The sequence below is a fragment of the Roseobacter sp. GAI101 genome, from assembly GCF_000156335.1.
Taxonomy (GTDB): Bacteria; Pseudomonadota; Alphaproteobacteria; order Rhodobacterales; family Rhodobacteraceae; genus Sulfitobacter.
The window spans coordinates 1,971,046-1,992,083 of sequence record NZ_DS999213.1 but is presented as its reverse complement, the minus strand read 5'-3'; the positions used below and the strand labels follow the sequence as shown (position 1 = coordinate 1,992,083).

Annotated in this window: 20 protein-coding genes, 1 tRNA gene and 1 pseudogene; 10 read left to right on the top strand and 12 right to left on the bottom strand. The window is 54.3% G+C overall.

Annotated features, from left to right (window positions below; translation table 11 throughout):
• Window positions 1–69 precede the first annotated feature (69 nt).
• The gene (locus tag RGAI101_RS09250) at window positions 70–414 is read left to right on the top strand and encodes a hypothetical protein (RefSeq protein ID WP_008225975.1); all 345 of its coding nucleotides are present in this window, start codon (window positions 70–72) and stop codon (window positions 412–414) included.
• A gap of 43 nt (window positions 415–457) precedes the next feature.
• Window positions 458–973 (top strand): copper chaperone PCu(A)C, encoded by a 516-nt coding sequence (locus RGAI101_RS09245; protein WP_008225481.1) that lies wholly within the window; start codon window positions 458–460, stop codon window positions 971–973.
• A gap of 27 nt (window positions 974–1,000) precedes the next feature.
• Here RGAI101_RS09245 and RGAI101_RS09240 read toward each other — a convergent pair whose 3' ends face one another.
• Both RGAI101_RS09240 and RGAI101_RS09235 read right to left on the bottom strand, forming a co-directional pair.
• Complete coding sequence (locus RGAI101_RS09240; protein ID WP_008227333.1) at window positions 1,001–1,720, bottom strand: NAD-dependent deacylase; 720 nt, start codon at window positions 1,718–1,720, stop codon at window positions 1,001–1,003.
• Between the two features lie 58 nt (window positions 1,721–1,778).
• Window positions 1,779–2,744, bottom strand: a complete 966-nt coding sequence (locus RGAI101_RS09235) for a LysR family transcriptional regulator (RefSeq protein ID WP_008229095.1) — start codon at window positions 2,742–2,744, stop codon at window positions 1,779–1,781.
• A 180-nt stretch (window positions 2,745–2,924) separates the two neighbouring features.
• Between RGAI101_RS09235 and RGAI101_RS09230 the strand changes: the two genes are divergently transcribed.
• From RGAI101_RS09230 to RGAI101_RS09200, 7 genes are all read left to right on the top strand, one after another.
• Window positions 2,925–3,800 (top strand): carbon-nitrogen hydrolase family protein, encoded by an 876-nt coding sequence (locus RGAI101_RS09230; RefSeq protein ID WP_008227646.1) that lies wholly within the window; start codon window positions 2,925–2,927, stop codon window positions 3,798–3,800.
• 81 nt (window positions 3,801–3,881) lie between these two features.
• Window positions 3,882–4,100 carry a translation initiation factor IF-1 gene (infA, locus tag RGAI101_RS09225; protein WP_008228280.1) on the top strand — a complete coding sequence of 73 codons (219 nt, stop codon included), beginning with the start codon at window positions 3,882–3,884 and terminating at the stop codon, window positions 4,098–4,100.
• A gap of 51 nt (window positions 4,101–4,151) precedes the next feature.
• A complete protein-coding gene (locus tag RGAI101_RS09220; RefSeq protein ID WP_008227056.1) occupies window positions 4,152–4,730 on the top strand; it encodes a Maf family protein in 579 nt (192 codons plus the stop codon).
• Window positions 4,727–5,749: a ribonuclease E/G gene (locus RGAI101_RS09215; protein WP_008227505.1), complete on the top strand. Its 1,023-nt coding sequence runs from the start codon at window positions 4,727–4,729 to the stop codon at window positions 5,747–5,749. The genes RGAI101_RS09220 and RGAI101_RS09215 overlap by 4 nt, the downstream gene beginning before the upstream one ends.
• Window positions 5,746–5,937: a DNA gyrase inhibitor YacG gene (locus RGAI101_RS09210; RefSeq protein ID WP_008226021.1), complete on the top strand. Its 192-nt coding sequence runs from the start codon at window positions 5,746–5,748 to the stop codon at window positions 5,935–5,937. The genes RGAI101_RS09215 and RGAI101_RS09210 overlap by 4 nt, the downstream gene beginning before the upstream one ends.
• 113 nt (window positions 5,938–6,050) lie before the next feature.
• Window positions 6,051–6,125, top strand: a tRNA-Phe gene (locus tag RGAI101_RS09205).
• A 141-nt stretch (window positions 6,126–6,266) separates the two neighbouring features.
• Window positions 6,267–7,421, top strand: a complete 1,155-nt coding sequence (locus RGAI101_RS09200) for an integrase (protein WP_254655263.1) — start codon at window positions 6,267–6,269, stop codon at window positions 7,419–7,421.
• A gap of 264 nt (window positions 7,422–7,685) precedes the next feature.
• Here the strand turns inward: RGAI101_RS09200 and RGAI101_RS21810 are convergent, their stop codons facing one another.
• From RGAI101_RS21810 to RGAI101_RS21905, 8 genes are all read right to left on the bottom strand, one after another.
• Complete coding sequence (locus RGAI101_RS21810) at window positions 7,686–7,934, bottom strand: hypothetical protein (protein ID WP_198133690.1); 249 nt, start codon at window positions 7,932–7,934, stop codon at window positions 7,686–7,688.
• A gap of 16 nt (window positions 7,935–7,950) precedes the next feature.
• Complete coding sequence (locus RGAI101_RS09195) at window positions 7,951–10,854, bottom strand: UvrD-helicase domain-containing protein (protein ID WP_254655262.1); 2,904 nt, start codon at window positions 10,852–10,854, stop codon at window positions 7,951–7,953.
• 325 nt (window positions 10,855–11,179) lie between these two features.
• Window positions 11,180–11,644 carry a hypothetical protein gene (locus RGAI101_RS09190; protein WP_037227842.1) on the bottom strand — a complete coding sequence of 155 codons (465 nt, stop codon included), beginning with the start codon at window positions 11,642–11,644 and terminating at the stop codon, window positions 11,180–11,182.
• A 488-nt stretch (window positions 11,645–12,132) separates the two neighbouring features.
• On the bottom strand, window positions 12,133–14,463 hold the full coding sequence (locus RGAI101_RS09185) for a S8 family peptidase (RefSeq protein ID WP_254655261.1): 2,331 nt from the start codon (window positions 14,461–14,463) through the stop codon (window positions 12,133–12,135).
• Window positions 14,464–14,557: 94 nt separating this feature from the next.
• Complete coding sequence (locus RGAI101_RS09180; protein ID WP_037229334.1) at window positions 14,558–15,574, bottom strand: AAA family ATPase; 1,017 nt, start codon at window positions 15,572–15,574, stop codon at window positions 14,558–14,560.
• A gap of 279 nt (window positions 15,575–15,853) precedes the next feature.
• Complete coding sequence (locus RGAI101_RS09175) at window positions 15,854–17,239, bottom strand: IS1182 family transposase (protein WP_008225512.1); 1,386 nt, start codon at window positions 17,237–17,239, stop codon at window positions 15,854–15,856.
• 270 nt (window positions 17,240–17,509) lie between these two features.
• Window positions 17,510–17,758, bottom strand: coding sequence for an FkbM family methyltransferase (locus RGAI101_RS09170; protein ID WP_037227840.1), 249 nt, complete (start codon window positions 17,756–17,758; stop codon window positions 17,510–17,512).
• A 249-nt stretch (window positions 17,759–18,007) separates the two neighbouring features.
• Window positions 18,008–18,403 carry a hypothetical protein gene (locus RGAI101_RS21905; protein ID WP_157044667.1) on the bottom strand — a complete coding sequence of 132 codons (396 nt, stop codon included), beginning with the start codon at window positions 18,401–18,403 and terminating at the stop codon, window positions 18,008–18,010.
• A gap of 293 nt (window positions 18,404–18,696) precedes the next feature.
• On the opposite strand from RGAI101_RS21905, the gene RGAI101_RS09160 reads away from it, so the two are divergent.
• Window positions 18,697–19,784 (top strand): IS3 family transposase gene (locus RGAI101_RS09160; protein WP_085980059.1). Its coding sequence is split into 2 segments (ribosomal slippage): window positions 18,697–18,958 and window positions 18,958–19,784, totalling 1,089 coding nucleotides; the frame shifts between segments, so codons are not numbered across the junction.
• A 17-nt stretch (window positions 19,785–19,801) separates the two neighbouring features.
• Here the strand turns inward: RGAI101_RS09160 and RGAI101_RS21900 are convergent.
• Window positions 19,802–19,987: pseudogene (locus RGAI101_RS21900) on the bottom strand (IS5/IS1182 family transposase); the annotation flags it as partial.
• A 165-nt stretch (window positions 19,988–20,152) separates the two neighbouring features.
• The gene (locus RGAI101_RS09155; RefSeq protein ID WP_083792038.1) at window positions 20,153–20,980 is read right to left on the bottom strand and encodes a DUF2971 domain-containing protein; all 828 of its coding nucleotides are present in this window, start codon (window positions 20,978–20,980) and stop codon (window positions 20,153–20,155) included.
• Between the last annotated feature and the right edge of the window lie 58 nt (window positions 20,981–21,038).

Below are 21,038 nucleotides of genomic sequence, written 5' to 3'. Positions count from 1 at the left end.
GCCCTTTGGCTGGGGTTGCGGCGTTTTAACCTCTCGCAGCTTTGCGATGGACGGTTTAGGCAGCCTGTCATGACGTTCCGTTCCTTCATTGCGATTGCACTTGTCCTGATGCTGGCCCTGACGGGGCAAAGCATGGCGGTCGCGCGGGGGGCATCGGCTGCGACGGGGCATATGGTGCTGTGCACCGGCTCTGGCCCCGTGGCGATATATTTCGACGCTCAGGGCAAACCGACCAGCGCGCCGCATATTTGCCCCGATTCGGCATTGAACGTCGCTTTCGACGACATGATGCCCCCGCTCGATGCGCCAGAGCGGATGATTACCTTTGAAAAAGTCCTGCCCAAACCGGTCTTGCATGCAATTCCCCAACGGCTGGAGCGCCCCGGCCCAAGGGCACCGCCTGTAACTGTCTGACGACCCAAATCATCAGACACTTATCAATTTACAGGAAATTCCAATGAACCTTACCTCTCTGACCCGCGCGATCTGCGCGATTTTTCTGCTGTCTGCCGCACCTTTGGCAGCGCAAGGCATGATGGTGCACGACGCTTACGCCCGCAGTTCAACTGCCGAATCGACATCCGGTGCGGCCTTCATGATGGTCATGAACCACTCGGGGGACGATGACCGGCTGATCGGTGCCTCTTCGGATGTGGCTGAGAAAATCGAGCTTCACCAACATGCCGAGGATGCGAATGGCGTGATGCGCATGGGCGAAATCGAAGGCGGCGTGGCAATTGCGTCAGACGAGGCCCATGAATTCAAGCGGGGCGGTGATCACCTGATGCTCTTCGGGTTGAAAAGGCCGTTGGTTCAAGGTGACATCATCAAAGTGACGCTGGAGTTTGAAAAGGCCGGACCGTTTGAGATTGATGTTCTCGTCGATCAGGACCGCAAGCCTGGCCACGGCACAATGGATCATTCCGGTCACGATCCGAAGAACCACGCCAAACATGGCGACATGTCAAACTAGGCGATGCTGGGCGGTCCGGCGACGGGACTACCTGAAGCCGGGCCGCGTCGGCGTTTTGGCCCCGAGCAGTTCATCGACCCAGTCGGTGACGGTGCGGGTCGCAGGGCCGGTACGGTGCTCTGCAAACTGATTGCCGACGGCTGACCGCTCCAGGTTAAGTTCGATCGTATGGGCCCCGTTACTACGCGCTTCGGCGACGAAACCGGCCGCAGGATAAACGTTGCCAGAGGTGCCGATGGCGGCGAAAATATCAGCCTCGGCCAAGTGGTCAAAGATCGCGTCCATTTCATAGGGCATTTCGCCGAACCACACGATATCCGGCCGTGCGGCAGGGGCCGAGCATTTGGGGCAGATATCGCCCGGTGCCATCACCATCGGCGCGGGCCAGCGGTGATCGCAGGCCGCACATAGCGCTGATTTCAATGCGCCATGCATGTGCATCACGTTTTGCGACCCGCCTTTTTCATGCAGATCGTCCACATTCTGGGTGACCACAATGACCTGACCTGCATAAAGCTGCTCAAGCCGTGCGAGTGCCTTGTGGGCCGCATTGGGCGACACCTCCGCGGCTTGCTTGCGCCGGGCGTTGTAGAAGCTGACCACCAGTTCGGGGTTGCGGGCAAAACCTTCAGGGGTGGCCACATCTTCGACCCGGTGCTGCGCCCAAAGACCATCTTCGGCACGGAAGGTTTCGATACCGCTTTCGGCGGATATGCCTGCACCGGTCAGAATGACGATCTTGCTCATGGGGGGCTGCCTTTCGTTTGGCCAAGTGAACCAGCAAGCACTGGCGGGTGCAAGCCTGTCACCCTTCTAGTGTGTGAAAGCTGCCGGCAAGCCATGGAAGCTGCGTATGCAGGGGGGCGATCATGTGGCTGTGTAGCATCTGGCGCATGGCGGTGGCGATGTTTTGCGGCACCGGCCCGGTCCAATCCGCGCCCGCGAACAGCGATATCTGCCGCGACACCCCGGGCGATGGCAGGGGGTGCGCCTGTAGCGTGGTGTGGAACCTTTCGGCGCGGGCAAAGCCGAAGGGCGTGGTGATCGCCCAGCCGATCCCGCGCGCAACCATCGACATCAGGGCCAGATGGCTGCCGATTTCGAATTGTGATTCGATCGTGATATTGCTGCGCGTCAGGTGGTTTGCGATCTGGTCTGCGATCAACTGGTGCGATTCGTAGCGCAGAAACGGCAGATCACTGGTGCCGGCCAGCAGATCGCCCGGCTTGCCGCGATAGCCGGACGGGGTCACCATGATGAAAGGGTCGCGCGCCAGGGGCAGTTCGATCAGCCCGTCCTTGGCGTCGCCGCTGGTGGCCGCAATCACGATGTGCAAGGTCTTGTCCTGCACTGCCTGAATCAACGCCTTGCTGCTGTCGGTGACCATGCGAAACCGGCAGCCCGCCATGCTGTCTGCCAGCATCGTGGCCAGGCGCGGGGTGAGGTCATTGTCGAAATCGTCAATCACGCCAAGGCTTAGATCGGTCAGATTGGCCAGATCCATCACCGTCAGTTCGCTTTGCGCCAGCCTGAGTTGCGTGAGTGCGGAAGCCGTGCGCCGCAAAAAGCTTTCGCCAGCCGCCGTCAAACGCATCGGGCGGCGGCCGTGATCCAGCAACGCGACGCCGATTGCGGTTTCAAGGTTGCTTATCTGTTGGCTGACGGCGGGTTGGCTAAGCCCGGTGATGTCCGCCGCCTGTGCGACCGATCCACAGCTTGCCAACGCCTCGAACACTTCGATGCCGCGCAGGGTCACACCCTTCTTGATCATTGTCACGCCCTCTGTTGGTTTTCATTTTTGTGAAACTAATTGCCGCCATAGGCAAGTTTTAAGTCAGGATGCCAAGCGCACTTTCGTGAACATAAAATAGGGTTGGCAGGTGCGACCTGCCCTTGAAGCTGCCCCCTGATCCAGCGCACCATGGGCGGGACAAAAAGCCGGAGACCCAGGATGAAAATCGCAACCGCCGCCTACCCGCTGGACGTGCTGACCAGCTGGGCCCAATACGAAGACAAGCTGGCAAGCTGGGTCGCCTCGGCTGCTGCGAACAAGGCGGAATTGCTGGTGTTTCCGGAATACGGGGCGATGGAACTGGCAACGCTTGCGGGGCTTGATGTGGCCGCTGATCTTGAGGCGTCGCTTTTTGCGGTGTCGGACCGGTTGGCGGATGCGGACGTGCTGCATCAGAAACTGGCCGCAGAATATCGCGTGCATATCGTCGCGGCGTCGGCTCCTGCCGCGACCGGCACCCGACCGGTGAACCGCGCGCGGTTGATCACCCCGGATGGCAAGATCGGCGTGCAGGACAAGCAGATCATGACGCGGTTCGAACGTGAGGTCTGGCATGTTATCGGTGGCAACGCCTTGCAGGTGTTCGAAACATCAATCGGCAAGATCGGCATTCTGATCTGCTACGACAGCGAATTCCCGCTATTGGGCCGCGCGCTGTCAGACTGTGATGTGATTGCAGTGCCCAGCGTCACCGAAGCACTGGCCGGATATTGGCGCGTGCGCATCGGATCCATGGCCCGTGCCCTTGAGAATCAGTGCATCACGGCAATGTCTTCTTGCGTGGGGGCTGCCGATTGGTCTGACGCTTTGGGCCAGTGTTACGGGGCAGGGGGCATCTTTTGCCCGCCGGATGTGGGCTTCCCGTCTACCGGGGTGCTGGCCGCAGCCGAGATCAACCTGCCCGGATGGACCTATGCCGACGCTGATCTGGCGCAGATTGCCCGCGTGCGTGCTGATGGCGTCGTGTTGAACCGCGCGCATTGGCAAGATCAGGCCGGGCGCGACGCAACGGCGATAAACGTGTCCTTAATGTGAATAGGCCTTGAAAAACGGGAAGATTGCGCCCATTTAAGCCTGCGTCCCGGAATTGCGGGGCATAGTATTCAAGGAGACAACATGGCCAAGGAAGACACGCTCGAATTCCCCGGTATCGTGAAGGAACTCCTGCCGAATGCGACATTCCGGGTCGAGCTTGAAAACGGCCATGAGATTATCGCACATACGGCAGGCAAAATGCGCAAAAACCGCATTCGGGTTCTGGCAGGCGATAAGGTACAGGTGGAAATGACCCCCTATGATCTGACCAAGGGCCGGATCAATTATCGCTTTAAATAACGCGGCTTACCGGAAGTTTCATAATTTTCGGTCAGCGCTTCGAGGTTGCATATGACCTTTATTCTCGGATCAGGCAGTCCGCGCCGCAAGGAATTGCTGGCGCAAATTGGCGTTGTGCCTGATGATATTCGCGCACCTGACATTAACGAGACGCCGCAAAAGGCAGAATTGCCGCGCCCCTACTGCGCGCGGATGGCGCGCGAAAAGGCCGCCATCTTGCAGGCCGGGCCGGACGATATCGTGCTGTGCGCCGATACGACCGTTGCCGTCGGGCGGCGTATTCTGGGCAAACCCGAAAACGCCGATGAGGCTGCCAGTTTTTTGCGGCTGATGTCGGGGCGACGCCACAAGGTGATCACCGCTGTTGCCGTCAAACGGGGTGACCAGCTTTGGGAACGCGACGTGGTCAGCACCGTGCGCATGAAACGCCTGTCTGACGCGGAACTGAACGCATACCTTGCCACTGGCGACTGGCGGGGCAAGGCTGGCGGCTATGGCATCCAGGGCCCGGCTGGTGCGTTGATCCCGTGGATCAGCGGGTCGTTTACCGGCATCGTGGGCTTGCCCCTTGCCGAAACCGCAAACCTGCTGCGTGCCGCAGGCTATATTTTCGATGGAGAGACATCATGAAGGGCCGCACAATCGTTCTGGACCATTTCGCAGGGGTTGAGGCTGCCGCCTTGATGGTTGACGGCAAATTGGATGATCTGCTCATCGACAGCGATTCACCCCGTCCGGGCACCATCTACCGCGCCATCGCGGACCGGCCCGTCAAAGGGCAGGGGGGCATGTTCCTGAAAACCCCCGATGGTTCGGCTTTCTTGCGCCAGATCAAAGGGCTTGCCCCCGGTCAGCCAATATTGGTGCAAGTGTCGGGCTATGCGGAACCCGGCAAGGCAGTTCCCGTCACGCAAAAGATTCTGTTCAAAAGCCGCTATGCCATCGTGACGCCCGGTGCGCCGGGAACCAACATCTCGCGCTCCATCCGCGACGAGGAAGAGCGCGATCGCCTGCTTGAGATCGCCCACGAGGCCGCGCAGGGGGCCAGCCATGGTCTGATCCTGCGGTCATCTTGTGCCGGTGCCGACGGTGACGATATCGCCGATGACATCGATGCCATGCTGACCCTCGCCGACAAGGTGCTGGGCGACACGGCGACCGAGATGGAAGTGCTGTCCGAAGGCGATGGGCCGCATATTCTGGCCTGGCGCGACTGGGTCGACCCGGCCGAAGTCGTGACCGAACCGGGCAGTTTTGAAACGCATGCGGTGCTTGATGCCATCGACGGCCTGCGCCAGCCGCGTGTCGAACTGGATGGCGGTGCATCGATGTTCGTCGAACCCACACGCGCCTTGGTGGCCGTCGACGTGAACACAGGCGCTGACGTATCCCTTGCCGCCGGGATCAAGGCCAACATGTCCTGCGCCCGTGCCTTGCCGCGCGCGCTGCGCCTGCGCGGCCTTGGCGGGCAAATCACGCTTGACCTTGCCCCCATGCCCAAGAAGGACCGCCGCCCGTTCGAGACAGCCCTACGCCAGGCCTTTCGCGCCGACGACGTGGAGACCACTTTGATCGGCTGGACGCCTTTGGGCCATTATGAGATGCAACGCAAGCGCGCCCGAATGCCAATGTCCGAGGTGCTGAAGTGAGCTGTCCGATCTGCAGCGGCGACGTTTCCGCCAAATACCGCCCCTTCTGCTCGCGCCGCTGCGCTGACATCGACCTGGCCAAATGGCTTAACGGCAGCTATGCGGCCCCCAGCAATGACCCCGATGACATCGAGACCGCACTGGAAGCTGCCGAGGCCGCATTGAACGCGCCAACAAAGCCACATTAGGCCCCGTTTGGGTCATAAGAAAAAAACCTTTGCCAAACAGTGCAAAAGACTATGGACACCCCAGCCGCAACCTCTTAGAAACCGCTCACCCGACCTCTACGGAGGTCTCCGGTGCCCGGGTAGCTCAGGGGTAGAGCAGTGGATTGAAAATCCTCGTGTCGGTGGTTCGATTCCGCCCCTGGGCACCATTAATTATCTGATAACAAACGATAATTTAACATATTTGCCGATGTGATTTTTGTGTCATATACTTAGACACAGTTAGACACTCGGGATAAGTCATTGGTTTGTCGGAAAAATCTGTAAACACAAAGAAGCAGATTAAGCATTTGCGTAAGGGTTTGAGCATCTACAAGACGGAGCGCTCACCTTACTGGCATGCGCGTGTCTATATTTCTTCACAGAAAAAGTATGTCGTTAGATCGACGAAAGAAACTTCACGTCTTGATGCAGCAGAAGTCGCGGAAGAAATTCTCGCGGACTTAAAATCCAAACAGAAGAATAATCATGCCACCGCCAAAGATCAGTCGTTCGAACACTTCGCTCAGATCTATATGAATATGGCGCGCGTGCAAAAGCGTGGCGTGAAAAACAAGTACGCATTCTCGGACGAAGCAAAGATCCTCTTGCGTGAGACGGATGGGGTGATTTCATACTTTGGTAAATATGATGTTGGAAAGATCACGTCGGGCATGGTGCGCGACTATCTGTTTTTTTTAGACAGTCGACGGGACAAACCACTCGCGTTTTCAACAAAAGCCAAACAGTGCATAATGATCCGCAAGGTTTTGATGGTTGCGCTTGAAGACGGTGTGATCGACATCATCCCACCAATGCCAAAACAGCGGACGAAAGATGCGCCACGTCCAACGTTCACTGATAAAGAATACAAGCACTTGATGACCACCGCGCGTCGGATCGCGTCGGAGGGTAAGACCAAAGTGCGGGGTGTATTGATCTCGCATGATCACGTTCACATGTGGCAGTTCATCGTTCATTCATTTGTTCGACCAACTGAAACTGAACTCTTTGCGCTGAGGCACTGCGACATTGTTGTTGGAGGTAATCCGACGCATTTGGAACTGACTTTGTTCGGCAAGACGGGACATCGTATCTCTGCAACGATGCCTTTCGCTCAGGGTTTGTATCAAAGCGTGAGATCAAAATCCCCGAACGCGGAACCGACTGACTATGTGTTCATGTCGGAATATCAAAACCGAACGACAGCGGTGAACACGGCGCGGCGTTTGTTCAATCATGTCCTTGAGGAGAGCAATCTGAGGAAGGACATGAGTGGAAACCCTCGTACACCATACTCATTGCGCCACTACGCGCTTCAGGCGCGCCTCAGAGGGTCAAAGGGCAAGGTTAACATATACTGGCTAGCAAAGAACGCGGGCACGTCTGTGGATCAGCTGGAGCGGTTCTATTTGAAGAACATGGCTTTGAGTCCGGAGCAGATCAGGAATTTGCAGTCGACTTGAGGGGCGGAAACCGGACCTTAGCTGCGTCGGCGAAGGTTCTTTGCCAGAATTGCAAAAGCGGCCATTCAAGCCGTAGCAGACCGAAGCCCCATGCTGCGCTGCGCACCAAAGTCGGCTGTGCGCAGGAAACGGACCCTCAAAGTTGCGAACCATGGTCGTCCTTCAGGACGTGAACGGCCCAGAGCCGACCTTGGCCGAAGTGTCGCGATGCTGCGGCGCAGCGCGCCGAAGCGGACATTTTGCCGATCGGCACCAGTCGCAGACTTACTCTGTCATCCAAGACTTGATGCCACCGATGAATGTGGCGTCGTCCTGCTGTTCGTCAATTCGGTCGAGTGCCTCTGCGTCCTCTATCATCGCGATGACGGCACAGCGCGCGTCTTGTGATTTAATGTGTTCGGCCATCGAGATGCTGCCGAAGTTTCCTGCTCGGGTGGTGGGTGACAGGCCTCGCGTCCCGGGATCATAACGCGCCAGCGACACGATCTCACGCCCTACCTCTGGTGAGGTCACATGCGGCACCAATGCGTCACCTCTTTGGCACTTTCGCCTTACCCGTACACCTCGGAAACTTCACGCACCCCAGGAACTTCCCAAAGCGCCCCTTACGCTCGACCAGCCACCCGTCAGCGCAACAAGGACAAGCTGGAAAGCTCTCCTTACAGTCACAAACTGCCTCAGTTTGCCCCTTTTTCCGCGCGGGGAAACCCACGCCGCAGCTCGGACAAGATGGCATAATATTCCCGCAGAGCTGGACGTGTTCACATCGATAGAACGTGCCGCCGTCACGCTTCGGGATTGGCTGGAGATGCCCCTGACATTCTCCGCATGTCTGCACTTTCGCCGACTCCATGGCCGTGGGCAGTAAACCGTATTCAGCGTCCTCGACCAGTTCTTCAACGAACACAGACGGCTTTGCCGCTGACCCCATTATTGTCAGCGTTTTGCGTGCTCGCGTCATTGCGACGTACATGACGCGCCGTTCCTCCGCATGTTCAAATGGCTCGGCTTCGGGGGACACCATCGTCAACAATGGATCGTCCACAATTTCAGAGGGGAAGCCGATTTGTCCTTTGAATGCTTGCAGCAATATGACGTGATCCGCTTCCAGACCTTTCGAAGAGTGGATCGTCTTGAAGGTAATATCGAGGTCTTTATACGTCCTTCGAAACTTGCGGAAATCATCGGGCTCAGAATGCCTGTACCGTCCTAAGAGCAAAACGGATGCTCTCTGACCGCTTTCTTGGGCCACGGTCTGCAACGTCAAAAGTTCATTTTCGAGCTTCTGATCACCGTCATGTTTGAATGTCGGAATGACCTTGATGGCGGGAGTTTCAGTTGTCCCGGCAGGGATGACCGTCTTGGTCAATTGGGTCGGATTCTTCAGGATAAACTTGCGTGCCGCAAAGGCTATCTTATCGACAGATCTGAACGTCCGGCCAAGGTCGACTGTGCGATGAACGCCTGATTGGCCGTCGAAGTTACCACCAAACTCGGCACCAAAGTTGCGCATCAGATGAATGTCAGAGCCTGCAAACCGATAGATTGATTGCCAATCGTCTCCCACGGCAAATAATCGTGTATCATGCTTTTGGCCGAGAAGGGCTTTTACCAGTCGAGCACGACTTCGCGAGATATCCTGGAATTCATCAATGAGGATGTGCCCGAATGGGCTTTTGTATCGGCCGGATTCAACATGTTGAGCGGCCCGCAGGACCATATCCTCAAAGTCGATACGGCCCTCGAGGCTCTCCTCATACGCCTCAAAGACGGGCCTAAAGATAGTCAGGAACAACTGGGCCCGTTTGCCAAGCTTGGCTGTGTCAGCTTTTTGGGTACAGTGCTCAAGCGTATAGCCGCCGCTCTTGTAGTTGCGCAGGAAGTTTGCCAACAGCTGCACAAAACCGTCGATGTCGTTCATCTCCATCACACGATCAAAGAGCATTTCTGGCGGCCGAGGATTGAGCGTGACGTGTGGCGCTACTTTTTCGGCCAACGCGTCGAGTAAGCGTCCTTCCTGACGCTCATAACTGAACGTTTGGAGCAGGATGGTTTCGTTGTCTTTATGGACCTGCCGTTTCCATTCCATGCCCTCAAGGTAGTCGTCGCGATCGACCCAGGGGGCAGTTTCAAGCCGCTCTTCACCGCGGCTGACAACCTTTCTCACGCCGAAATGTTCGAGGTATACTCCGCTTTCGGAAAGACGGAAATCGGGACAGTAATTGCGCTTGGTAGGATCTGACGTGTCAAATTCATAATCTGGCTCGTACTCATACTCGACGCCATTTTCGTAGAGCCAGTTGGATATAAGGAGCTCTTCGTAGCTTTTGACCTGGTCGCCTTGAAGCGTCCTGAGCTCTTCCTTTTCAAGATAGCTGTAGTAGTCATGCTTCTGTTTGAAATCCCATTCAGACTTTGCTTCCAACCGACCTGATGTGAACCAGTTTATTATGGCTTTAGATGCCTCTGCCGCGCCAGCCGCGATGGTAATCAAGATGTCCCTGATTAAAACGAGAAATGCCTTGTTGTCTGTTGCGTGTGCAGCAAGGGCCGGTTTGCAGCCTTCGACAAACCCGATGATGTCGTAAGATAGCGCGTGAAAAGTCCGCGCCTCGACGGGTTCGCCGCATTTCTGCTCAATGCGTTCACTCATCTCTACTGCGGCATCTCGTGCGAACGCCAGAAGTAGGATTTCTTCGGGTTTGCGGATGCCTGCCTTGAGCAAGTATCCGGCCTTGGCAGTGATCACGCTTGTTTTTCCGGACCCGGCACCTGCGAGCACCAAGGTTGCGTCCTCATCTGCAATGACGGCGAGGCGCTGCTCGGGTGTCAGTGGGTTAGTCTCAAAACTATCAAGGAAATCCGACCATTTAGCCAATTGCGTTTGTTCAAATTTTTCGATGGCTCGGGATCGCTGTTTACCGGGCGACGACAGAAACGCTGTAATAAATTTAACATTTTTGAATCGGGCAATCCCAATCGCGTTTTCGTTTAGCTTGGAAAACAAGCTTGTCTCGAGTTCCCGAGCAGACTCCAAAATGGGCTGCACATAACATGCCGCTGGATAGCCAGTTGGGGCCTCAAGTTTAGTGATCGCTTTTACAACGTAGCTGATCGCGTCTGATTGGGCGTCCAGCTGGGCCAAACTGTGGTCGCGCCAAGCAGATTCAAGTTGGTGGGCAAACAGATCGAGTTCTGACCTATTTGCGCCGCGAACTCGAAGGATGTGATCGCTACCATCAATATTGATCGAAAGCTCCGAACCAAACCATTTGCGTTCGACCTTCGGTATTTCGGTGATTTCAGACAGAGAGGTTGAAGAAATCTTTCCACCGGCGGCACTGATCTTTGGGCCTGCCATCGTGAGCGACGCCGCGTTCCCTCGCCATTTATCGAGTAGATAAAATAGGCTGGTGTTCGACTTCAGGTACATAGGCTCACACTTCTGGTTTCAGCACTGAGGGTAAGTTGTTTTGATGTCCTGTATAAGTCTGGAAATGAACAAAATTTTCCTGCCGCCGGTTTGATAAGCTGTGGGCAGATTGCAGCGCCACTCTCGTTAAGCGCTCTCTGGGTGAACGACACGCAAGTTAGCCTCAATGACCGTAGTCGGCACCTCGAGTAGTTTACCCAGCCTTCGCGCCCAGCTGCCGTTGACCACACCCGCTTGATGCCGCGCCCGCAGACCACATTGCGGACATTCATGCAGGACGCAGCATTTGAGCCGCCCCTAAAAGAATATTGCTTTTCTTTCAGCGTTAGGAGTTCGATTCCGGTTTTGCCATGGCTTGACGTAGGGAACGCTGTTTTTCAAACCATGGCAGCGCTCGTTCTCGATTTAATTCAACCCAATCACCCAACTTCTCAATTTCATCAATCGCTCCGAATAAAGACGCTCGGTCGATTTTCATCGTTATGCCATGGATATTCCTGAATACTAAGCCTTCCCCGTCCATAACTTCGATTTCCTCAGTTCGGCCGAAAATTGGGCGCGGGTGTTGCTGTATAGTCTTGCCATCAATCTTGACTCGAAATCCGGTGATGTCGTTTCCGTGTTGACCTTGATTTCGAGCAAGCACTACCTGCTCTAAGATCTCAAAATCGACACCACTCTCTACCCAATCTGTATGGAGTACTTCACCCAATGCGGCCTTAAAGGCACCTACATATCCCTTCTTTAAGGCCTTCTTTTCCGTCTCGCCAAATTCGAAACGAAACTCCAATTTTTTGATCGAGTTAAGGTAAATCTTCTACGCATCACTAAGAAGTGAAACGCAGGAGATTCCAATGAGATCGATTGACGTGTTGGCGTCTTCCCATTCAATTTGAAAAGGGGGTTCCCCATCCTCGCTATAAGGCGGATTGTCAAAAGGTGCCTCTCCGCGCTCGATCTGACGTGTTATATTTAAGAAAGTCGATGCGCTACAATCGTAGTGATTTCGGATGAAATCTAAGCGTTGTTTTAAGAACCAGCGTATGTCCATCGTGTCAATATTCCTTTCAGGCAATTCTCTATCTTCCAAGCGGTACGAGCTTCGCTAAAACTGCTTACAAAATCATATTTAAAGTGAAAGTCCGGCCCAGAGCATTCCATTCGCTGCATCTATAAACCAGCTGAGCGGTTCCCCAGAAGCTGACCTTGATACGCAGCGAAGAAGTGTTCCGGTTCAACCGCGAGGACAAGCAAAGTTGTTAAGTCTAAGGGACTTTCTCAGACCTGGATCGCCGCTTGTGGCGCCACTCTCTGTTGGACTTCTGCATAAAGATCCACTTCTGCCTCAGTCGCATCGATTTCAACGACTAATGAGAAACGCGCAACGCATCGTTCAGGATCTACACTGCGGTTTTCTTTCCACCAGCCCCCAACCGGATAGACCGCAAGGACTCCGCGACGGGCAAGATCGCTGGCGGCGACTGTCATTGTATCGATGTGCAGCGACCCGACACTCCGGCGATTGTAGCCGAAGTCCCATTCGCCACCAACAGGGCCGTTATGGTCTGGTTGGTCTTCATCCGCGGTGCGGCCAATACGTTGCGTGAAATCATCAACATCTTCATCTGCGCCCTTTAACGCAACCCGAAGGCCATGAGATGCGTATCTGTTCTTTCGGCCACGAGCGACCTCTGATGGGTTCGGTTCGATGAAGGTGCTTAGAGCAACGCGCAGAGTAACGTCCTGCCCCACCAAGCCACGGAGAACGTTCGTCGGCCACGGCAGTTCAAACAACCGCATTTCGTTCAATTTCCTACCTGATCCCTTGTTTTCATAGGGGCGAATAGAATCCTCTGCGATCAGCGTGACAGCGCTGCTTGCACTTTTAAGGGCACGCTCAAGGTTCGGCTGACCATATCCGTACCGGGTGAACATAACATCGAAGGCACCCTTTCGACTTCGATCCGCTGCCGCAATATGTGACCACATCCGTTCAGTCCACCGAGCCGAGGCGACATAGAGTGCACGGATCGTCTCTGGCCATAGGTTGGGGTAAGAGGCGCGAAGCAATGCAATTTCACGTGCCGCCAATGCCGTCGCGGCACTGGTATCCGAGATGTGCGTAAAAGATCGTTCAGGGAAGTTCCTGCTCGTTGCAACCAACATCAGATCAGAATGTTGATTGGGCGTTGTTGAATACCCGTCGTCGTACCAATTGCCGCCTTCAAGTACGACATCCGGTTTAATTGGCCAGGTCTTGGTCCAACTCGCTGTGCGGGACATCGGAGCGAGGTCCCCAACTTCAGCCAACGTCGCACCATGGGTCGGTCCACCAACACCGTTCATTTCGGTCATCGCACCAACGGCGATTGAATTCCATGCTTGGGAAGGGGACTGAACCTCCCCCTCATCAAGGTCATCGCATTTACTTAGGTAGTCAGTATTTCCATCATGCTGGGCATCAATGTTACCAACCGAAGTCACGATAAGTCGCCGCTGCTTCACTTCGCCGGATCGACCAGCCGCAAGCTGGTCGAGTTCAGTGGACCAAGACGTAGGTGCACCGCTGTGGGGAGAATCAAGGTCTGTGGTCGTGGCCAAAGCGAAAGTCCGCAACCTATCAGGCTTAACTTCTACCGCGTTGATGGCTTTCTGCGTCCTGTCCCCCAACAGATGATAGGGGTTATGTCCTGCATCTGGGATCACCTTTGCCGACTCCAGCCTATGAGGGACATAAATTGCTGCTGTACTGTTCAAGTGAGTTCGCAGATCACCAAAGAGCGCCGCCCCTGCCATCCTCGATCCATGACCATGCAGGTCTGCGAGGTCCCACCCATCCACAGCCGCATGGCGATCGGCTGCATCAAACGCAGGCTGGATTAGTGGGTGCGCCAAGGTGATACCCGTATCTAAGAGCGTGACATAAGACGCCGCCTGCTGATCTTGGGGGCCAAACAGAGTTCGGCCAAGTACATCTTGCAACCAATCAGCCTGCTCCTCCGCTTCGAGGCCATCCACGAAGTCGATAGGAACACCAGGCGGAGAAATTGAGCGGACCGAACCCGTGCCAATTGCTGTCCTTGCCATCTGGCCAACATCGCCTTCGACGAGAACAACAATATCCTCAGGGAATTCCAAGCGATCAGGATAAACTGTTAAGCCTTCCAGCACTGCCCTCGCAACGAATTGCTCCACTTCTCCTGGTTCCAGCCAAACTTCCCAAGGGATCGGACCTATGGCCTCGGGGAACGGCTTGGTTGGATGTCGCCATAGGTCTCTGAGCTCGATTTCGGCGAAAAGATCAACGCTATTTGCCATGTCAGCATGATATGGGTTCCTTACTCCATTGTTGTTCGGCGGTCGTAGGTCACCTGCAAACTGACGCAATTTACCTTTGAGGTTGGAAAGACCGCTTTCCGAACGGCTGGCCTTTACGATTGCACGACCAGGAACTTGCTGATCGGTATCGGCTTCTTTCATGCTAAGTAGTGACAGGCCACTGACATTGAATTTTTCGGGCAGAAATGGCTCTCCGGGACGACCTTGCACTGCGATGTAGGTTGCTCGTGCGGTCTCTTCGACTTGAATCGCGTCAAGGGACGCTATCAATCGTTGTGCGTGAGCCTGTCGATTTTGAATGAAAGACGGGGACGGCGTTCCGCCACCGCCTTTACCGCGAAAACTCTCAGACTTCGAAACTCCATTAAGAACTATGTGAGGAAGATTCCGTTCTGCCACTGTTTATACCCAACGCCTGCAAATCCCGTCGGCGACCAATTGAACGTAACAAGTCAGCCGACGTTATAGTCTTTTTTGAATTCAATACTGCCCGACGAGCGGCATCCATCGCGGCCTGAATTACATCAGAGGATGAAAGACCATGGGCCTGCTCAACCACATCGTCCCAGATAACCCCTGATAAATCAAACCCAATTAGCCGCCGCGACATAGCTTTCTGCATGGCTTCAGCAGTAGGCAATTCGTACATCAAGACCAGATCAAAGCGGCGCAGTATTGCCTTGTCTAAAATCCGAGGAAGGTTCGTTGTTGCAATTATCAACGAAGGCCCTGTGTCTTCTTCCATAAACTGCAGAAAGGAATTCAGGGTTCGTCGCGCTTCGCCAACGTCATTGTCACCCTCTCTGGTCGCGGCAAGGGCATCGATCTCATCGAACAAGTAGACCCCTCTTTGGGTCCTAACAGCCTCGAAGACAGCATTCAGTTTGGAGGCGGTCTCACCCATGAACTTCGATATCAACCCATGCAACAGTACAGAGTAGAGAGGCAGCTTCAAATCACCCGCTAATGCTGATGCGGTCATCGTCTTTCCGGTCCCCGGCGGTCCTGCCAACAGGACACGCTGCCTCGGTGTCAGGCCATGCTTTTCCAGAATGTCGCGCTTGCGGAACTCAACAACGAGTTGCTCAAGTTCAGAGGCCACAGACTCTGGAAGGATTAGATCATTCAGTCTGGTCTCTGGATACGCTGTACCAATGATCGAAGCCAGCTCACCACGTGGCTTTGCGATCAGTGTTGGGGATGGCGTAGGTGGCTTTGGTGCTTGCCCTGCCTCGACCCACTGCCGAAGCTGTTCTGCCAGTCGTGTATGGCCCTTTTGCTCTTCCGAAGACGCAAGCTGAAGCGCGAGATCGAAGAATCGCTCTTCGTTCCCCTCAACATGACTCTTCAAGAGACCAATGAGTTGCTGTGCGTTGGCCACCAATTTCGCCTTCCTTTTAAGATTCACTTTAGACCATTCAACACAAATTGCGAATGCGACGTGACGCCATCGGTCAAGTATTTAGGGATTGTTGCCGTCGACCCATAAATCACCCTACCAGTATAATTCCAAGGTGCCTATTGCATGTCCGCTTCGGTACCAATGACAGAGTGATCATGCAGTTGCAGCGAACATCCGCTTTCCGCCGATTCTGTGGAAAAACACCGTGTTGCCGGTGCAGAAAGTGGTGCTCCAAACTGGGAGCAAGCACCTTTCTTATCAGGCTTTGCGCGTTTGCTGCGGTGCAGGAAAGATCTTGGCCAGTTTGCGGAGGTTTTGGGCGGTTGCGGCGAGTAGGAATTCGTCATTTGCACCGCATGGTCCACGTAATCGGAGCCTTCCGAGGCCGAGAATGCGTTTGAGGTGTGCGAAGAGCATCTCGACCTTCTTTCGCAACCTCATTGAGATCGCATATTGCTTGGTCTTGGCAATGTCGCGGGCAACCTGGCGGGCATCTTCATGTTCTTCGCGAGTGATCTTGCGGGCATCAGCATTCGGGCAGCATTTCATCTTTGATTGGCAGGCCTGACAGGTATGCTTCAGAGCCTGATACTTGGCGACGCCTTTGCCGGTGGGCCCACGGTTGGGGTCAGAATAGTTTCGGCGGAACTGCTTCAGGGGTTCACCCTCTGGGCAGATGTATTGGTTGTTCTCGGCGTCCCATTCAAAATCTGCGCGAGACCAGGTGCCGTCGGTGCGACCAGCTTTATCCAGGACCGGAATATGGGGATTGATTTTGCGATCTACAAGCCAGCCGAGCATGGGCCCTGATCCATAAGCGCTGTCCGCGATGAGACGTTCGGGTGCCAGATCATGCCGGTCTTTGATCCTATCCAACATGGTGCGCACAGATCGAACTTCCGCCTGCCGGATCGATCTGGTCGCTTCAACGTCCACGATGACACTGTGATCGGTATCGATCAGATAATTGGTGGAATAGGCAAAGAACGCAGGGCCTTTTCGGGCTGCAGTCCACTGGCTGCTTGGGTCGGAGTGGGACGTGAACTTTGGCTCAACTTCAGATGCAGCACCGAATGCCGCATCGTCCAGGACGTCCAGATACTCTTTGACCGCGCGGGGCGCATCGCTCGGGTCAATTGCCCTGTGATCCCAGTCCTCCTTTGGTGTGGAGTTCTGTTTGTTGGCGTCGGCCTCAATTAGACTGGCGTCCGCTGCGAGGCGCTGGCCACTCACCAAACCGTCTGCAATGCAGCGCGCAACGGTCTTCTCAAACAGATGCCGCAGCAGAGCGCTCTCACGAAAACGCCCATGTCTGTTCTTTGAAAAAGTCGAATGGCTTGGTATCGGATCTGACAGATCAAGGCGACAGAACCAGCGATACGCCAAGTTCAAATGAATCTCCTCGCACAGCCGCCGCTCGGACCGAATGCCAAAGCAATAACCAACCAGTAGCATGCGGATTAACAGCTCAGGGTCAATCGATGGACGGCCAGTGTGACTGTAAAACTCTGCGAGATATTGCCTAATGTCACTCAAATCGACAAACCGATCAATCGACCGCAATAGGTGATCTTGCGGGACATGATCCTCAAGTGAAAACTCATAAAACAGCGCCGCCTGTGCTTCCTGCTTCGGTCCCATCATTGACCAGTCCCCCGCTTTTATGGGGAAATTGAATCACCCGAAGACCCTCAAATCAAGAAGAGTTTTTCAACAGAATTAGCCCTGTCCGTCGGTAGTTCTGGGTGACCACGACGCAGCGACGAACCGCAAGAAGGGCTGGAACCGGTCATCCGGTTGGTCGCGCTGAAACCTGCAAGGTCAAGATTTGCGTGCCGCACCGCCGCAAGTCCGGTTTGAGCCCAGTGTTACCGAAATTCTGCTCCGCGGCGAATGGCAGCTATTACGATTGAGCTAGATCCAGTCCAGATTGACACGGGTTGTGGGATACGCCTCGGCGACAGCGAGCCGCAATGCACGAAATCTAGGCCGCAACTCCTTAAATTTATTTTCGTGAGTTTCGGCTACTGTCAAACGCACTCGTTCGAAAGTTTTTCGGACCAGCATCTGTTCTAGAATATCAAGTTCTGCGCCTTCGATATCCATCTTCAGGAATGCCACCTCACCAAATTCTGAAACAATGCCATCAAATGAAAGGGCCAAAGTGGCCGACTTTTAAGCCGCCCGCGACCGCACTACGCCGCCGCTACCGTGGTCGAGTATTGCTCCGCCGATCACATCTCTCGAACGTTCATTCGATCTCCTAATGTGGGGAATAACCTTAATCAGGACTGAACGACGGAGAGAGGGTGGCAACCTTGAAAGAATTCAGCTGCATATAAATCTAGATGCTTGAAGTTGAAATTTTCTGGTTAGTACTTTCCATGTGGGTACCATGTTATTCCGACAGATTTACTGTCTCGAGGGATGTCGATATCGTATCGATTTTCCCGGCTGATCTTCGACTTGAGATAAAGCGTGTGTCGAGATGAAGCGTTGGAGCAAAATTGGTAGAGCAGTATTCCGCCAAAAAGTACCACTGATCATGCCTGACGACATTCCGTCCGAGTGAAAGCCCGACAGCGTTGCTTCATCAAGCGCTAACATGCCTACACCGATTTCAGCGGTAAATGCATTGTCAATCAACGCGACGAAGTCGTTGATACACTTGGGCTGTTCTATGTCGACGAAACGATCCCTTAGTCGCTGCCACAGGATAGGGTCTCCACGAAAGCCCCATTGGGACGGTGGTTCTATAAAAAGATCTGATACATCCAGACGTGTCTGGATTTTTTCTTGAACGTCCATTCGACCTCCTAATGCGGGGAATAACCACAATCAGGACTGAATGCCGGACAGAGGATGGCAACCACCTAGGTCAATTTTTCATATATGAAAAAACTCGAACCCTAGTATCCCCATCCCGGGAATGGCAATGTTGCAGCGACGCGCAGCAATCTGTCTTTGGATAGATCTTCGAGACCGGACGACGATATGAAACCCGACGATCTTCATCGCTACATTACCAAGGGTAATCCTCCCTAAAATTAGTGGTGTTCAAAAGTAGAATTTTCTCGGCAAGATAACTGAGGAGATTTACGATGAAGAATGGACGATATAGCGACGCGCAGATCATGGCGATCCTGAAGCAGGCGGAGGGCGGCGTGCCATTTTCTGAGCTGTGCCGTGAGCATGGCATGAGCAGCGCCAGCTTCTACAAATGGCGGGCCAAGTTTGGCGGGATGGACGCGTCATTGATGTCAGAGATGAAGGACATGGCCGACGAGAACCGTCGCCTGAAGCGCATGTATGCCGAGATGAGCATGCAGAACGATCTGCTGAAGGAAGCTCTTGGAAAAAAGCGCTGAGGCCGTCTCAGCGAAGTGAGATGGCCATGAACGCAGTCGCACAACATGGGGTCAGTATCGCATTGGCTTGCCGCGCGTTTCAGATCAGCGAGACGTGCTTTCGATATAGCCCTGTTCTGAGCGATGAGAATGAAGAGATCGCTGACTGGTTGGAACGCCTGACAGCCAACAAGCGTAGTTGGGGCTTTGGCCTATGCTTCTCATACCTGCGCAACGTGCAGGGTTACGGCTGGAACCACAAACGCGTCTACCGGATCTACTGCGAGTTGGAGCTGAACCTACGGATTAAGCCCAGGAAACGCTTGAAGCGGGACAAACCCGAACCACTGGCCGTGCCTGACAGGCCAAATGAGACGTGGTCGATGGACTTCATGGCAGATCAGCTCGCGGATGGTCGATCAATCCGAACACTGAACGTCCTGGATGACTTCAACCGCGAGGGTCTGTGCATCGAGGTAGACTTTTCGCTGCCAGCGGAGCGCGTTGTGCGCAGCCTGAACCAGATCATTGAATGGCGAGGTCAGCCGCAGACAATTCGTGTCGACAACGGCCCGGAATATGTCAGTGGCAAGCTCATGGAATGGGCTGAGAAACGCAACATCCGGCTTGAATACATCCAGCCGGGCAAACCCCAGCAGAACGCGTATATTGAACGCTACAATCGCACCGTTCGCGGCGAGTGGCTTGGGCAATATATCTTTGAAACGATTGAGAAGGCACAAGACCAGGCGACTGAATGGCTCTGGACTTACAACAATGAGCGACCCAATATGGGTATCGGCGGCATGACACCCGCCATGAAACTGAAAACAGCCGCCTGAATTCTACGGCTGGGCCCCATTAAAAATGGGGGGATTACCGATGGACGGCCAGTGTGGCTGTAAAATTCTGCAAGATGCGGACGGATACTGTTCAGATCCACAAACCGGTCAATCGAACGTAGCAGGTGATCTTGAGGCACATGATCTTCAATCGAGAACTCATAAAACAACGCGCCTTGCGCCTCTTGCTTCGGTCCCAACATCGCCATTCCCTCCCAATCCGTAAGGAAAGTGAATCAGCGACAGCACTTCAAATCAACAAGAGTTTTTCAACAGAATACGCCCTTGGTGTTAGGTGCCGTGAACAGCCTAACGCGGCCATTCAATAAAGTCGCAGCGATCACGTTGAAAATCCAAACTTCCGAGCGTCAGCGTGCCTGATAGCTCGCGTTACTCGCTCCAATATTAACCTCGGAAAGTCCATTGTGCTTTAAGGCAAATTTCAAAACGTGTTGTGGGGTCTGATTGGTCGGGCCAAGGGTCACCTGTAATACGGCTTCTGCAGGGATGGTTATGGGGATGTACGGAGAAATCGCCTTCCCCGTCCCCCTAAGCTTCACTCCGTCAATTGAAAAGAGATTTCCATAGGTGAAGAGCCGCCATTCTTTTTCCTCACGGAACGCGCCGTTTTTGGCCGTGAAGAGGAATCTGGCAGCTTTTTCATAATTCGCCTGCTTTTCGCCATTGGTGCCATAGTCTAGTGCCATACTGCCGGTACCATTGGACTCATTATAGAGCCGGGCGTCCTCGCCGAAGGCGTTGTTGAGCAAATCCACAATGGCACCGATTTCATCAGTGTCTTGGGGGCCGTAAGCGATCTTGGTCAACTGCAACTTGCTCGCAAGATGGTCTTTAGCGACGGCCTCCAAGGCTTTCTTAGAGAAAGTAATGGAGAATCCGGTGCCATCTGCAGCGTATCCGCGCCACTGGCTTAAAAGATCTCGTTCCTCGGAGAAACAGACGCCCAACGCCAAACGGTCGTGGCTAGCAATGTCCATACAGACCGCTGCGCCTTGTCGCTCTAATCTTTTTGCCGGGGACGGTTTCCGCGCAAAGCTTTCAAGCCAGTAGTCCCGCATCCAGCGTCCCTCAGCCGAGTCATTTGACTGTGAAAGGGACGTCAGCCAAAGCTGCTTGCTCTCTAAGAAAGACAAAAATACATTTTCACTGCAATAGTAGGTTAGTTCTTCAGTCATACAATCTCATGCCTCGTTCAATTGACACATACGCAAGCCAAGCCTGGACCTTTGACTG

Bases quoted from the DNA above. Each gene is read 5' to 3' on its own strand.
- RGAI101_RS09240 (WP_008227333.1), bottom strand. From the start codon at position 1,720: ATGAGCAAGATCGTCATTCTGACCGGTGCAGGCATATCCGCCGAAAGC.
- RGAI101_RS09235 (WP_008229095.1), bottom strand. From the start codon at position 2,744: ATGATCAAGAAGGGTGTGACCCTGCGCGGCATCGAAGTGTTCGAGGCG.
- RGAI101_RS09215 (WP_008227505.1), top strand. From the start codon at position 4,727: ATGAAGGGCCGCACAATCGTTCTGGACCATTTCGCAGGGGTTGAGGCT.
- RGAI101_RS09230 (WP_008227646.1), top strand. From the start codon at position 2,925: ATGAAAATCGCAACCGCCGCCTACCCGCTGGACGTGCTGACCAGCTGG.
- RGAI101_RS09155 (WP_083792038.1), bottom strand. From the start codon at position 20,980: ATGACTGAAGAACTAACCTACTATTGCAGTGAAAATGTATTTTTGTCT.
- RGAI101_RS09245 (WP_008225481.1), top strand. From the start codon at position 458: ATGAACCTTACCTCTCTGACCCGCGCGATCTGCGCGATTTTTCTGCTG.
- RGAI101_RS09250 (WP_008225975.1), top strand. From the start codon at position 70: ATGACGTTCCGTTCCTTCATTGCGATTGCACTTGTCCTGATGCTGGCC.
- RGAI101_RS21905 (WP_157044667.1), bottom strand. From the start codon at position 18,403: ATGGACGTTCAAGAAAAAATCCAGACACGTCTGGATGTATCAGATCTT.
- RGAI101_RS09195 (WP_254655262.1), bottom strand. From the start codon at position 10,854: ATGTACCTGAAGTCGAACACCAGCCTATTTTATCTACTCGATAAATGG.
- infA (WP_008228280.1), top strand. From the start codon at position 3,882: ATGGCCAAGGAAGACACGCTCGAATTCCCCGGTATCGTGAAGGAACTC.
- RGAI101_RS09175 (WP_008225512.1), bottom strand. From the start codon at position 17,239: ATGATGGGACCGAAGCAGGAAGCACAGGCGGCGCTGTTTTATGAGTTT.
- RGAI101_RS09220 (WP_008227056.1), top strand. From the start codon at position 4,152: ATGACCTTTATTCTCGGATCAGGCAGTCCGCGCCGCAAGGAATTGCTG.